General features: G+C 64.3%; 11 protein-coding genes and 1 pseudogene. 3 read left to right on the top strand and 9 right to left on the bottom strand.

The features are described 5' to 3' along the window. Nucleotides 1-97 precede the first annotated feature (97 nt). The 9 genes and pseudogenes from ACODS1_RS05315 to ACODS1_RS05275 form a co-directional block, all read right to left on the bottom strand. Nucleotides 98-532: a GNAT family N-acetyltransferase gene (locus ACODS1_RS05315; protein WP_489084820.1), complete on the bottom strand. Its 435-nt coding sequence runs from the start codon at nt 530-532 to the stop codon at nt 98-100. A 64-nt stretch (nt 533-596) separates the two neighbouring features. Then, nucleotides 597-1,280 (bottom strand): SDR family oxidoreductase, encoded by a 684-nt coding sequence (locus tag ACODS1_RS05310; RefSeq protein WP_489084819.1) that lies wholly within the window; start codon nt 1,278-1,280, stop codon nt 597-599. A gap of 52 nt (nt 1,281-1,332) precedes the next feature. Further along, on the bottom strand, nt 1,333-1,920 hold the full coding sequence (locus ACODS1_RS05305) for an IMPACT family protein (protein ID WP_489084818.1): 588 nt from the start codon (nt 1,918-1,920) through the stop codon (nt 1,333-1,335). Nucleotides 1,921-1,991: 71 nt separating this feature from the next. Then, a complete protein-coding gene (locus tag ACODS1_RS05300; protein ID WP_489084817.1) occupies nt 1,992-3,875 on the bottom strand; it encodes a PhoX family protein in 1,884 nt (627 codons plus the stop codon). A gap of 54 nt (nt 3,876-3,929) precedes the next feature. Next, nucleotides 3,930-4,595, bottom strand: a complete 666-nt coding sequence (locus ACODS1_RS05295) for a TetR/AcrR family transcriptional regulator (protein ID WP_322980138.1) — start codon at nt 4,593-4,595, stop codon at nt 3,930-3,932. Nucleotides 4,596-4,690: 95 nt separating this feature from the next. Next, the gene (locus tag ACODS1_RS05290) at nt 4,691-5,404 is read right to left on the bottom strand and encodes a methyl-accepting chemotaxis protein (RefSeq protein ID WP_489085015.1); all 714 of its coding nucleotides are present in this window, start codon (nt 5,402-5,404) and stop codon (nt 4,691-4,693) included. Between the two features lie 141 nt (nt 5,405-5,545). After that, a pseudogene (locus ACODS1_RS05285) lies at nt 5,546-5,839 on the bottom strand (HAMP domain-containing protein); the annotation flags it as partial. A 1,008-nt stretch (nt 5,840-6,847) separates the two neighbouring features. Beyond that, a complete protein-coding gene (locus tag ACODS1_RS05280) occupies nt 6,848-8,203 on the bottom strand; it encodes a nucleobase:cation symporter-2 family protein (protein WP_489084816.1) in 1,356 nt (451 codons plus the stop codon). 242 nt (nt 8,204-8,445) lie between these two features. After that, the gene (locus ACODS1_RS05275) at nt 8,446-9,363 is read right to left on the bottom strand and encodes a LysR family transcriptional regulator (RefSeq protein WP_489084815.1); all 918 of its coding nucleotides are present in this window, start codon (nt 9,361-9,363) and stop codon (nt 8,446-8,448) included. Nucleotides 9,364-9,541: 178 nt separating this feature from the next. On the opposite strand from ACODS1_RS05275, the gene aptA reads away from it, so the two are divergent. From aptA to ACODS1_RS05260, 3 genes are all read left to right on the top strand, one after another. Beyond that, entirely contained in the window at nt 9,542-10,888 is a 1,347-nt protein-coding gene (gene aptA, locus ACODS1_RS05270; RefSeq protein ID WP_489084814.1) for an omega-aminotransferase AptA, read from the top strand. After that, entirely contained in the window at nt 10,888-11,181 is a 294-nt protein-coding gene (locus ACODS1_RS05265; RefSeq protein ID WP_322980133.1) for a cupin domain-containing protein, read from the top strand. Before aptA ends, ACODS1_RS05265 begins: the two co-directional genes overlap by 1 nt. Nucleotides 11,182-11,246: 65 nt before the next feature. Beyond that, a complete protein-coding gene (locus tag ACODS1_RS05260; RefSeq protein ID WP_489084813.1) occupies nt 11,247-12,743 on the top strand; it encodes a CoA-acylating methylmalonate-semialdehyde dehydrogenase in 1,497 nt (498 codons plus the stop codon). The last annotated feature ends 626 nt before the right edge of the window (nt 12,744-13,369 follow it).

Genomic DNA, 13,369 nt, shown 5'->3' with positions numbered 1-13,369 from the left:
CTGCGCATGCTGCCGCGAAATGGCGACAGCCTATCCGGCCCGGTAGAGAGGCGGCATGGCCCTCACACTAGCGCCTGGGAGCTATCGCCTTACGCCGCTACGTGCGTGCGAGTTGGCGCCGCATTTCAATGAGTTGATGTTCGCCGACGATTTCAACTTCTTTGATGAACTCAAACCCAAACTTTTCGTAATAGCCTTTCAGGTGGCTGTGGGCATGCAGTTCAATGGAGGTGGCGCCTATCTCTTGCGCATGCTGCATCAATGCCCGGACAACGGCCGAAGCAACTCCTGCGCTCCGATAAGCCTCACTGACCGCCACCCTGGCCAGGGTAGAAGCCCCATCCTCTCTCAGTGTGAGTCGGGCAGTGGCAATAGGCTCACCCTGTTCTGTTGCCAGCGCATGGAAGGACGTCTCATCCAATCCATCAAGATCCAACTCTTCGGGAATCCGTTGTTCACAGGTGAAGACCTGATAGCGGATACCTTGAGCCAAGCGGATCAACTCCGGGTCATTACCGATACTAACTTCCATCGTTGTTGTTCTCCTGCAGAGCTGTACGGCCCGCCTGGCGCGGGCCGATATCGAACGGCGATGCTTACCAGGGCAGCAGATTGCCCTGGTAGTCGAGATAGCGCAGGCCCGGATGGCCGACGGCGGTGCTGACCTGTTCGACCATGCCCTTGCAACTGCTGTCGATATCCAGCGGGGCGTTGGCGCCGCCCATGTCGGTGCGTACCCAGCCCGGGTGCATCAGCAGTACACCGAGTTTTGGGTTGTCCTGGCCACGCACGAAGCACTGCACGAGGTGGTTGAGCGCGGCCTTGCTGGCGCCGTACAGCGGCATGCCCATGCCGGCGCCAGTCTCGATGCTGCCGAGAATCGAGCTCATGAATACGATCAGCCCGTGCTCGGCGTTCAGGTTCGGCAGCAGGCGTTCGGCCACGCGCAGCGGGGCGACGGCATTGGTCAGGAACAGCTGGCCCATTTCTTCGGCCGTGGCCTGGGCGGTGCTGTGGTGGTCGGGGCCGGCGACACCGGCGTTGACGAAGATGACGTCGAATAACTGACCGTTCAGGCGGCCGGCGAGTTGTTCCAGGCTGGCCGGGTCGGTCATTTCCAGTTGTTCCACGCGCGCGCCGAGCTCTTGCAGCGGCGCTTGTTGTGCGGCGCTGCGCACGGTGGCGGTGACGGCCCAGCCCTGGGTGGCGAATTCACTGGCCAGGCCAAGGCCGAGGCCGCGTGAGGCTCCAATGATCAGGATGGATCGAGGCGCAGTCATGTCAGGCTCCTGAGGGATTAAAAGGACACGTCAGCATAGCGCACTCAACCTGTCACTCAGCTGCGCTCAGGCTCTCGCGGCCACGGCTGATATCGCCCAGCAGGCGTTCCAGCTCTGCGCGCTCGGTAGGCGCTACGGCCAGGTGCAGGCGGGCGCCGGTGGCGTCGTAGTCTTCGCCTTCGATCAGGCTGTCGAAGTCGTGCAGGCGCGCCTTGAACAGCGGCAGTTCGGCGAACTGCAAATGGCAAGTGAAGGCCTGGCGCACGATCAGTTCGCGGCGCTCGCCTGCTTGCAGGCATTTGGCCGCACTGCCGCCGTAGGCGCGGGCCAGGCCGCCGGTGCCGAGCTGGATGCCGCCGTACCAGCGGATCACCAGCACCGCCACCTGGTCGCAGTCCTGCCCTTCGATGGCGGCGAGGATGGGCCGGCCAGCGGTGCCGCCGGGTTCGCCGTCGTCGTTGAAGCGGTACTGGTTGCCGACCTTCCACGCCCAGCAGTTGTGCGAGGCGGCCAGGTCGCTGTGACGTTCGATAAAGGCCTGAGCCTCGATGGCGTTGGCCACCGGGGCGGCGAGGGCGAGGAAGCGGCTCTTGCGGATTTCCTCGCGATACTCGCAAGGGCCGAGCAGGGTACTGGGCATGGCAACCGGGTCTGCAAATGAAAACGCCCGCCAGTATAAGCCTGGCGGGCGCTCATTCATTGCGCTCGCTATCAGGCGCCGATCACACCACCGTCGTCGCGGCGGATCATCACCACCGAGGAACGCGGGCGCATGCCGTCGCGGTGATCCGGGAAGCTGGACTTGCCGTCTTCGCCCGGATGCTGCACACCAACGAACATCGTGCGTTGATCCGGGGCGAAGGCCAGACCAGTGATCTCGCAGCCGCGCGGGCCGACCAGAAAGCGGCGGATCTCGCCGCTGACCGGGTCGGCGCAGAGCATCTGGTTATTGCCCATGCCGGCGAAGTCGCCGCTGTCACCGTAGTTGCCATCGGTGAGCACCCACAGCCGGCCATCCTTGTCGAAGCCGAGGCCATCGGGGCTGTTGAACATGTTGTCGGCGTTGACGTTGGCCGAGCCGGCGTTGGGCGTGCCGGGGTGCACTACGGGGTTGCCGGCGACCACGAACAGATCCCAGGTGAAACGCTCGGCAGCGGCGTCGTCACCGGCTTCACGCCAGCGCAGGATTTGCCCGTAGACGTTGTTGGCGCGTGGGTTGGCGCCGTCCACCGGCTGGTCTTCGTTGCCGCGTTTGACGTTGTTGGTCAGGGTGCAATAGACCTGGCCATCTTTCGGGCTGATGGCGATCCACTCCGGGCGATCCATGCGCGTGGCGCCCACGTGGCTGCCGGCGGCGCGGGCGCGGATCAGCACGTCGCCCTGGTCGCTGAAGCCGTTCTCGGCGGTCAGGCCGTTGGCGCCGAAGCTGAGCTTGATCCATTTGCCTTCGCCGCGCGGCTGCTGGGCGTCGCCGCCGAGGTGGGCGACGTACAGATCACCATGATCGAGCAGGTGGCGGTTGGCCTTGGGGTTGCGCTTGTCGAGGCGGTCACGGCTGATGAACTTGTAGATGAACTCGCCGCGCTCGTCGTCGCCCATGTACACCACCACGCGGCCGTCGCGGGTTTCGGTGAGGGCGGCGTTCTCGTGCTTGAAGCGGCCCAGCGCGGTGCGCTTGATCGGCTTGGAGTCTGGGTCGAACGGGTCGATCTCGGTGATCCAGCCGTGGCGGTTGACCTCGTTGGGATGGCGCGAGATGTCGAAGCGCTCATCGAACAGGTGCCAACGGTTGTCGCTGGCGCCTTCGAGGTTGACGCTGTAGCGCTTGAGCGCCGGGCTCAGGGCCAGCTTGGCATCGGTGCTGCCGAAGCAGTCGGTGAAGTTCTCTTCACAGGTCAGGTAGGTGCCCCAGGGCGTCATGCCGCTGGAGCAGTTCTGGAAGGTGCCGAGCACTTCGATGCCGGACGGATCGGCTTTGGTCTTCATCAGCTCATGGCCACGCGCCGGGCCGCTGATTTCCATGGCCAGGTTGGCATGCACGCGGCGGTTGTACGGCGAGCCCTGGACGAACTGCCAGGCGCCGCCAGCATCACGTTTGACCTCGATGACGGTGACGCCAACGGCAGCCTGGGCCTTGCGCACGTCGTCCAGCGACTGCGGCGGCTTGCCGTGCTGCAGCAGGTACTGGTAGTTGCAGTATTCGTTGTTGATCGCCATCAGCGCGCGGTTGGCGTCGCCCGGCCAGGGGAAGAAGCTCATGCCGTCGTTGTTCTCGCCGAACTGGCCGAGTTGCTCCTTGGCGTTGTGGCTGCCGTCGCCGCGATAGGGCGTGGAGTCAGCATGCAACGGCTGGCCCCAACTGATCAGCACGTCGAAGCGATAGCCTGGCGGCAGGGTGATGGTGTCGGCGGTACTGGCGGCGATGTTGTCGAAGCCGAGCAGCGGGCTGGCGCTGATGGCATTGGCCAGGGCGCTGCGGCCCAGCGGGCTGCCGGCAAGGAACAGGGCCGCGCCGGCCAGGGCGCCGGTGCCGATGAAACGACGCCGGCTCAGTACCAGGCGTTGCAGGTCAGTCAGTTCTTGGTTGTTGTCCATCAGGGCTGCTCTCCTCAACAGGTGGAGGCAGCCTAGTGGGCGAATATGACGCCCTTATGAAGCCTTGTTTGCAGGCGTCAGGCCGCAGCCCTTGAGGATGATGTGCACCAGTTGGTCGGCGGCTTCCTCGAAGTCCTGCTTGGTCAGGCGCGAGCACTGTTTGACGCGGCAGATCTGCGAGGCGAAGTCGGCGTAGTGCTGGGTGCTGCTCCACAACAGGAAGATCAGGTGCATGGGGTCGACGGCGTCCATCTTGCCGGCGGCGATCCAGGCTTCGAACACGGCGGCGCGGCCACGGAACCAGTCCAGGTAGTTCTGGTTGAAGTATTGCGACAGGCATTCGCCGCCGCTGATCACTTCCATGGCGAAGATGCGCGAGGCTTTCGGCTGACGGCGGGAGAACTCCATCTTGGCGCGGATGTAGCGCTCCAGCGCTTCGGCCGGGTCGTCATCGGCGGTCAGATTGTTGAAGGTGCTGTCCCACAGTTCGAGGATGTTGCTCAGCACCGCCAGGTACAGCCCCAGCTTGTTGTTGAAGTAGTAGTGCAGATTGGCCTTGGGCAGGCCGACGTTCTGCGCGATGGTGTTCATGCTGGTGCCCTTGAAGCCGTGCCGGGCGAACTCTTCTTCGGCGGCCTTGATGATGGCCTCCTCGTTCTTCTGGCGGATGCGACCGGCAGGTTTGCCGTTGGCGGTGTGAGCGTGGACTTCAAAGGTCATGGACGTTTCCGGACTGATCAGGGGGCGGCGCGAGTGCACTGATACCCCAGCGCCGCATGGGTGACAAGCGTTGGGGCAGGAAAACCGTACGGCCGTCAGACTCTGAACGCAGCGATCAGCCCGTGCAGGTCACGGGTCATGCCGCTCAGCTCGTCGCTGACGTGTACCGTGCTCTGCGCCTCGTGGGCGTTGCTCTCGCTCAGCGTCTTGATTTCCAGGGTGTTCTGTTCCACGCCCTGTACCACCGCTGCCTGCTGCTCGGCGGCCGACGCGATCTGGATATTGTGATCGATGATCTGATCCATGCTACCGGTGATGGCCTCGAAGATATTCGCTGTGAGCGTCACCTGCTCGACGCTTTGCGCCGCGCTCTGGTGGCTACCGCGAATGGTCTTCACCGCATTGCCGACCTGCTGGCGCAGGCGGCCGATGGTCTGGTCGATCTCGCCGGTCAGCTCATGCGAGCGTATCGCCAGGCTGCGCACCTCGTCGGCGACCACGGCAAAACCTCGGCCCTGCTCGCCGGCACGCGCCGCTTCGATGGCGGCATTGAGCGCCAGCAGGTTGGTCTGCTCGGCGACGCTCTTGATCAGGTCGACCGCCTTGACGATCTCCTGGCTTTCCTTCTCCACCGAGGTGATGGCACCGATGGATTCATCCATCTCGGTGAATAGCTGGTTGATCCGCGCCACGGCGTGATCGACCTGCACGCGACCCTCGCGGCACTTCTCGCCGGCGGTGTTGGCCTTGTCGGCGGTGACGTGGGAGTTCTGGCTGACCTCCTGCACGTTGCTCACCAGCTCGCTCATCGAGGTGGCGATCAGTTCCAGCTCGCTGGCCTGTCGTTCGACACTGCGTTGGCTGGTGGAGGCACTTTCGGCAACGCTCTGCGCCTTGCCCAGGGTGGTCTCCGAGAAGCGCACCACTTCGGTGATGAGCTGGCGCATGCGTGCCTGCATGTCGTTGAAGTCCTTGGCCAGGTCGCCCAGTTCGTCGCGGGCGGCGGTGCTCACCGGCTGGCGCAGATCACCTTCGGCCATGCGCCGGGTGGCGCTGGTCAGGTCGCGGATGGCGCCACGCACCGACAGGTAGAAGCCGATGAACAGGTACAGCAGCAGCGCCACGACCAGGGTCAGAGTACCGGCCCACAGCAGCAGCGCCCGCAGGTTGGCGTCGGCGCGGGCCTGCAGCAGCGCGGTGGTGTCCTCGAACAGCACCTGGCTGGCCTGGTCGAGGCTGGCCATCTGTGGCGCGTAGGCATCGTAGCGCTGCAACCATTGCTCGACCGCTTTCTGGTCGAAGTAACCGCTGCGTGTGTAGGTGTCGACGATCTCGCGTTTGTAGCGCTCTGCGGCGGCGCTGGCGGCCTCGCCGATCAACTGGCGCGCCTGGGCATTGCCCTTGCCCTGGGCCTTGTCGGCATAGAGCGAGAGGCTGCTGAGCTGATTGATGATGGTCGGCCGCGACGAGGATTCGAGGAAGCCGTACGCCGTCATGTAGCCAGCGAAGGCGCGCGTCTGATTGAGCGTTTCGTACAGCGGCAGCAGCTCGTTGAGCAGCAGGTCGAGGTTGCGGTAGACGCGCGGATCGCTGTCCTGGCTCAGGCGCGAGACGGCGGCGATTTCACGCATGTTGGCGGTCAGCACGTTGAGGAAGCGGCCATGCTCCATCATCTGCGAGCTCAGGCCCTGCACTGAGATCTGCTTGTTCGGCTCTACGCCGTTGGCGCTGTCGGCCAGGGCGAAGTCGGCGAACGGGCCGTTCTGCAGCCAGGCGTCGAGGGCCTGGCTCTGCTGCCGGTAGGCTTGGGTCTGGCGCTCGATGGCCTGCTTGGCGTCGTCCTTGATGCGGGCGTAACCGACCACCTGCATGCTTGCCATCTCCAGGGCCTGGCGGTAGACGGGCAGGTAGTGCTCCAGTGTCTTCAGGCCCTGCAGCTCATGGCGCGAAGCTTCCAGCACCTGGCTGACATCCAGCAGCTTGCTGGTCGACAGCCAGCAGTAGGGCAGCATGAACACGGCGAAGATCAGCAGGAATTTCTGGGCGTAGCGGGCGCGGTTCATCAAGGTCAGAACCGGTTTGAAGAAAAACATCATGGCCCCTCGGAATCCTGGAAAACATGACGGCGCCTGACGACGAGACGAGCACCGCCTGGGTGATGGCGAGCGCCGTGAACGACGCTCTGGCCAGTTGCCAGCAAGAAGCTTGCCGTCATTAATCCGGCGACGTTGGATTGACCAACCATGGCGCCATCATGCCCGCGCTGTGGTGCGCTCCAGCGGCAGCAGCAGGTTCAACAGGATGGCGGTCAGGCCGCCGCTGGTGATGGCCGAACCGAACACGTTCTGCACCAGGATGGGCATCTGGCTCAGCAGATCCGGCTGGCTGGAAATGCCCAGGCCGATGCCGAAGCTGGTGGCCATGATCAGCAGGCTGCGTCGATCCATCGGCGCCTGCGCGAGGATGCGGATGCCGGCGGCGGCCACGGTGCCGAACATCACCAGCGTGGCGCCACCCAGCACCGGCTTGGGAATCTGCTGCAGTACCGCACCCAGTACGGGGAACAACCCGAGCACGATCAGCAGCGCGCCGATGTAGTAGCCGACATGCCGGCTGGCCACGCCGGAGAGTTGGATCACGCCGTTGTTCTGGCTGAAGGTGGTGTTGGGGAAGGTGTTGAACACGGCGGCGATCAGCGAACTGACGCCATCGCCGAACACGCCGCCCTTGATGCGTTCGAGGTACTGCGGGCCCTTGATCGGCTGGCGCGAGATCATGCAATTGGCGGTCAGGTCGCCTGTGGTTTCGATGGCGGTGATCAGGTAGATCAGCGCCACCGGCACGAAGGCCATCCAGTCGAAGGCAAAACCGTAGCGAAAGGGGATCGGCAGGCTCAGCAGTGGCAGATCCGGCAATGCCTTGGGTACCAGCACGCCGCTCAGCCAGGCCACCAGCGAGCCCAGCAGCAGGCCGATGATGATGGCCGACAGGCGCAGCCAGGGATTACTCAGGCGGTTGAGCACGATGATGCTGACCAGCACCAGGGCGCCCAGCGCCAGATTGGCCGGGGCGCCGAAGTGCTCGGCTTTGACGCCGCCACCGAGGTCGGTGATGCCGACCTTGATCAGGCTGATGCCGATGATGGTGATGACGATGCCGGTCACCAGCGGCGTGACGATACGCTGCAAACGACCGATGAAGCGGCTCAGCACCATCTCAATGAAGGCGCCGAAGAAACACACGCCGAAGATCATCGCCAGAATCTCGTCCGGGCTGCCGCCACGCGCCTTGACCAGCATGCCTGCCGCCAGCACGGCGCTGAGGAAAGCGAAGCTGGTGCCCTGCACGCAGATCATCCCAGCACCGATGCCGAATGGGCGGCGCGCCTGGATCAGCGTGCCGACCCCGGACACCATCAAACCCATGCTGATCAGGTAGGGCAGTTGCTCCTGCAGGCCGAGCACACCGCCGATGATTAGCGTCGGCGTGACGATGCCGACGAAGCAGGCCAGCACATGCTGCAGCGCGGCGAAAAACGCCGGCAGCGGCGCCGGGCGATCATCCAGGCCATAGATCAGGTCGGAGTGGGGAGTGTCTTGGGTACTCATGGCATTCTCGCGGTGGGCCTGCGGGAGGGGGCAGGGAGTCGAGTCGGGCTGCCGGTTATGGGGTGGCGGCAGCGGCTGACGGCGCGAATGCAAGAAGCTGTCCAGGTGATCAGTTTTTATATCGATGCGGCGCAATGCGCGGGACGCTTTGGATACGATCTACCGCGCTTTTGTATGCGGCAGTGATCTTGCCGGGCGCGCTGCACTTTTTTGCAGCGCGTTGCCCTGTGCTGGTGCGAGGCTCAGGCCTCGGCCAGGGTCTCGAGAAAGCTCTCCAGCACCAGGTGCGCGCGCCGTCCCTTGCGCGTCACCGCCGCCAGGTTGATGTCGTAATAGCGGCTGCTGGCCTTGAGCGCGCGCAGGCGGCCCTGTTGCACCCAGGCCTGGGCGTAATGATCGGGCAGGTAGCCGATATAGCGCCCGGTGAGAATAAGGAAGGCCATGCCTTCGCGATCCGAGGCGCTGGCCGTGCAGTTCAGTGCCTGGTAGTGGCTCTGCACCTCGGGCGGCAGGCGGAAGGTCGGGGCGATGGCTTCCTGAGCGTTCAGCCTCTCATCTTCAAGCTGCTGGTCGTCGACGTAGAACAGCGGGTGGCCGACCGCGCAGTAAAGCAGCGAGCGCTCGTCGTACAGCGCCTGGTACTCCAGTCCGGAGAGGGCGCCGACCTGCGGCACCACGCCGATGTGCAGGCGGCCATCGAGCACGCCCTGTTCCACCTCCGAAGGCGGCGTCATGCGGATATTGATGCGCACGTCCGGCCCCTGCACCTTGAGGCGCGCCAGGGCGTTGGTGATGCGCATGTGCGGGATGGTCACCAGGTTGTCGGTCAGGCCGATGTTCAGCTCGCCGCGCAGGTGCTGGTGCAGGCCGTTGACCTCGGTGCGAAAACTCTCCAGCGCCGCCAGCAGTTGCAGGGTGCTCTGGTACACCTCGTGGCCTTCCTCGGTCAGGGCGAAACCGGCGCGGCCGCGCTGACACAGGCGCAGGCCGAGGCGTTGCTCCAGATCGCTCATCTGCTGGCTGATGGCCGAGCGGCCGATCCCCAGGGCGCTTTCCGCCGCAGAAAAACCGCCGCATTCCACCACGCTGCGAAACAGCTTGAGCAGGCGGATTTCAAAGTCGCTGACCTGGGCCAGCGTATCGGGACGGCGGCTGCTCATTTGTTTAGTAAACCTTGAACTGAAGATAAGAAGAGTACTGTTTTACTGACTCTATGCCCGTGGCACCTTTGCTGGCAACAGACGTTGTATCTGTGGGAGGCGCTTCAGCGGCGACAGTCGCGGCTAAAGCCCCTCCCACATTGCCCCTGATCACGCCGCCACTGCCGAGGCCACCCCGATGAACATGCCGCAGACCGCAACCCCGTCCCTGGCCAGCCAGCTCAAGCTGGATGCGCACTGGATGCCGTTCTCCGCCAATCGCGCCTTCCAGCGCGACCCACGTTTGATCGTGGCCGCCGAAGGCAACTGGCTGACCGACGATACCGGGCGCAAGGTCTATGACAGCCTGTCCGGCCTTTGGACCTGCGGCGCCGGCCACTCGCGCAAGGAAATTCAGGAGGCCGTGGCCAAGCAGCTCGGCACCCTCGATTACTCGCCGGGCTTCCAGCATGGTCACCCGCTGTCGTTCAAACTGGCCGAGCAGATCGCCGACCTGATGCCAGGCGAACTCAACCACGTCTTCTTCACCGGCTCCGGCTCCGAGTGCGCCGACACCGCCGTGAAAATGGCCAAAGCCTACTGGCGCCTCAAAGGTCAGCCGGCCAAGACCAAGTTCATTGGCCGCGCCCGTGGCTACCACGGCGTCAACATCGCCGGCACCTCGCTCGGCGGCATCGGCGGTAACCGCAAGATGTACGGCCAGTTCATGGACGCCGACCACCTGCCGCACACCCTGCAGCCGCACCTGGCCTTCACCAAGGGCATGGCCGAAACCGGCGGTGTGGAGCTGGCCAACGAACTGCTCAAGCTGATCGAGCTGCACGACGCCTCCAACATCGCCGCCGTCATCGTCGAGCCGATGTCCGGCTCCGCTGGCGCCATCGTGCCGCCGGTGGGCTACCTGCAGCGCCTGCGCGAAATCTGCACCCAGCACAACATCCTGCTGATCTTCGACGAAGTCATCACCGGCTTCGGCCGTATGGGCAAGTGGAGCGGCGCGGAATACTTCGGCGTCACTCCGGACTTGATGAACGTCGCCAAGCAGATCACCAACGGCGCCATCCCGCTCGGCGCGGTAATCGCCAGCAGCGAGGTCTACACCACCTTCATGCAGCAGCCGTCGCCGGAGCACATGATCGAGTTCACCCACGGCTACACCTACTCGGCGCACCCGGTCGCCTGCGCCGCCGGCCTGGCGACGCTGGAGCTGCTCAAGCGCGAGAACCTGATCCAGCAATCCGCCGAGCTGGCACCCAAGTTCGAGGCCGCCCTGCATGGCCTGAAAGGTGCCAAGCACGTGGTCGATATTCGCAACTGCGGCCTGGCCGGCGCCCTGCAGATCGCCCCGCGTGACGGCGATGCGGTGATCCGCCCGTACGAGGCGGGTATCGCCCTGTGGAAGGCTGGCTTCTACGTGCGCTTCGGCGGCGACACCCTGCAGTTCGGCCCAACCTTCAACGCCAAGATCGAAGACCTCGACCGCGTATTCAACGCTGTCGGTGACGCCCTCAACGGGATCGCCTGATGAGCGAGCGCGCGAAGGCTGTCGCCACGGTTCAGCTCGATACCGACAAGGTCGTCGTCACCGAGTGGCGCTTCGCCCCCGGTGCCGAGACCGGCTGGCATCGCCACGGTATGGAGTACGTCGTGGTGCCGGTCACCAACGGCGAACTGCTGCTGGAGACGCCTGAAGGCGAGCGGCGTGCGCCACTGGTGCTGGGCCAGAGCTACACCCGGCAGATCGGCACCGAGCACAACGTCATCAATCCATGCGATCACGAAGTGGCCTTCATCGAGATCGAGTTGAAAACATCATGAGTCCTGGGCCGCGCAGGTGGCCCAGGTAACGCCAACCCTTTCCGTTTTAGCGAGCAGAGCACCTAATGAGCACAATCAAGCACCTGATCAACGGCGAACTGGTTGCTGGCACCGGCCGCACCGCTCCGGTATTCAACCCGTCCACCGGCGACTCCACCACCCAGGTCGGCCTGGCCGACCGCGCCACCCTGCAACTGGCCATCGACGCCGCCAAGGCCGCTTTCCCAGCCTGGCGCAACACCCCGCCGGCCAAGCGCGCGCAGATCATGTTCCGCTTCAAGCAACTGCTGGAGCAGAACGAGAACGAAATCGCCGCGCTGATCAGCGCCGAGCACGGCAAGACCATCGAGGACGCCATCGGCGAACTCAAGCGTGGCATCGAGAACGTCGAATTCGCCTGCGCTGCCCCGGAAATTCTCAAGGGCGAATACAGCCGCAACGTTGGCCCGAACATCGACGCCTGGACCGACCTGCAGCCGGTCGGCGTGGTCGCCGGCATCACCCCGTTCAACTTCCCGGCCATGGTGCCGCTGTGGATGTATCCGCTGGCCATCGTCTGCGGCAACTGCTTCATCCTCAAGCCGTCCGAGCGCGACCCCAGCTCCACCCTGTTCATCGCCGAACTGCTGAACCAGGCCGGCCTGCCCAAGGGCGTGCTCAACGTGGTCAACGGCGACAAGGACGCGGTCGACGGCCTGATCGAAGCGCCTGAGGTCAAGGCCCTGAGCTTCGTCGGCTCGACGCCGATCGCCGAATACATCTACAGCGAAGGCACCAAGCGCGGCAAACGCGTGCAGGCCCTCGGCGGCGCCAAGAATCACGCCGTACTGATGCCCGATGCCGACCTGGACAACGCCGTCAGCGCGCTGATGGGCGCGGCCTACGGCTCCTGCGGCGAGCGCTGCATGGCCATCTCCGTGGCCGTGTGCGTGGGCGACCAGATCGCCGATGCGTTGGTGGAGAAGATCGTCCCGCAGATCCAGGCGCTGAAGATCGGCGCCGGCACCTCCTGCGGCCTGGACATGGGCCCGCTGGTCACCGCCGCCGCGCGCGACAAGGTCAAGGGCTACATCGACGCCGGCGTGGCGCAGGGCGCCAAGCTGGTGGTCGACGGTCGTAACCTGGTGGTGCCGGGCAACGAAAACGGCTTCTTCGTCGGCGGCACCCTGTTCGACAAGGTGACCCCGGAGATGACCATCTACACCGACGAAATCTTCGGCCCGGTGCTGTGCATCGTCCGTGTCGGCAGCCTGGAAGAGGCCATGCAACTGATCAACGATCACGAGTACGGCAACGGCACCTGCATCTTCACCCGCGACGGTGAAGCGGCGCGGCTGTTCTGCGACGAGATCGAAGTGGGCATGGTCGGCGTCAACGTGCCGCTGCCGGTGCCGGTCAGCTACCACAGCTTCGGCGGCTGGAAGCGCTCGCTGTTCGGTGACCTGCATGCCTACGGCCCTGACGGTGTGCGCTTCTACACCCGCAAGAAGGCCATCACCCAGCGCTGGCCGGCGCGCAAGAGCCACGAAGCGGCGCAGTTCGCCTTCCCCAGCAATGGCTGAGTGAGCTGAGGTGTTGAATGAAAAGGCCGGTCGCAAGACCGGCCTTTTTCGTTGCTGCCGCGTGATGCCGAGGCAGACACCGGAACCCCTGTAGGAGCGGCTTCAGCCGCGAAAGAACTGGCAGCCACTCGGACGTTTCAGTTCCTGCACCGAACCGCATCCCCTATGCCGCTTGCGAGGCGTAAGCGGAAGCAGCGAAACGTCTATAGCCGTTGTCACGGGCAGGACAGATGGTTGCCGGAAGATAAGCCTGTGGGAGCGGCTTCAGCCGCGAAAGAACCGGCAGCCACTTGGACGTTTCAGACCCTGCACCGAACCGCTCCCCTATGCTGCTTGCAAGGCGTAAGCGGAAACCGCGAAACATCCATAGCCGTTGTCACGGGCAGGGCAGGTGGTTGCCGGAAGATAACCCTGTGGGAGCGGCTTCAGCCGCGAAAGAGCTTGCAGCCACTCGGGCGTTTCAGGCTCTGTACTTCGGCGCCGCTCTGGCATTACCTGAACCATCTTGTTTCGCCCCCTCGGGCGAGTTCCTTTTGGCAAACGCCCCAAAAGGAACCAAAAGGTCTTGCCGGGGTACGACTCACCCACATAGGTGACAAATCGGTTCAAGCACATGGGTAACAGTT

The organism is Pseudomonas sp. FG29 (assembly GCF_057809355.1).
This window is presented reverse-complemented; position numbering and strand designations above follow the sequence as displayed.

Bases quoted from the DNA above. Each gene is read 5' to 3' on its own strand.
- ACODS1_RS05315 (WP_489084820.1), bottom strand. From the start codon at position 532: ATGGAAGTTAGTATCGGTAATGACCCGGAGTTGATCCGCTTGGCTCAA.
- ACODS1_RS05310 (WP_489084819.1), bottom strand. From the start codon at position 1,280: ATGACTGCGCCTCGATCCATCCTGATCATTGGAGCCTCACGCGGCCTC.
- ACODS1_RS05305 (WP_489084818.1), bottom strand. From the start codon at position 1,920: ATGCCCAGTACCCTGCTCGGCCCTTGCGAGTATCGCGAGGAAATCCGC.
- ACODS1_RS05300 (WP_489084817.1), bottom strand. From the start codon at position 3,875: ATGGACAACAACCAAGAACTGACTGACCTGCAACGCCTGGTACTGAGC.
- ACODS1_RS05295 (WP_322980138.1), bottom strand. From the start codon at position 4,595: ATGACCTTTGAAGTCCACGCTCACACCGCCAACGGCAAACCTGCCGGT.
- ACODS1_RS05290 (WP_489085015.1), bottom strand. From the start codon at position 5,404: ATGAGCGAGCTGGTGAGCAACGTGCAGGAGGTCAGCCAGAACTCCCAC.
- ACODS1_RS05280 (WP_489084816.1), bottom strand. From the start codon at position 8,203: ATGAGTACCCAAGACACTCCCCACTCCGACCTGATCTATGGCCTGGAT.
- ACODS1_RS05275 (WP_489084815.1), bottom strand. From the start codon at position 9,363: ATGAGCAGCCGCCGTCCCGATACGCTGGCCCAGGTCAGCGACTTTGAA.
- aptA (WP_489084814.1), top strand. From the start codon at position 9,542: ATGAACATGCCGCAGACCGCAACCCCGTCCCTGGCCAGCCAGCTCAAG.
- ACODS1_RS05265 (WP_322980133.1), top strand. From the start codon at position 10,888: ATGAGCGAGCGCGCGAAGGCTGTCGCCACGGTTCAGCTCGATACCGAC.
- ACODS1_RS05260 (WP_489084813.1), top strand. From the start codon at position 11,247: ATGAGCACAATCAAGCACCTGATCAACGGCGAACTGGTTGCTGGCACC.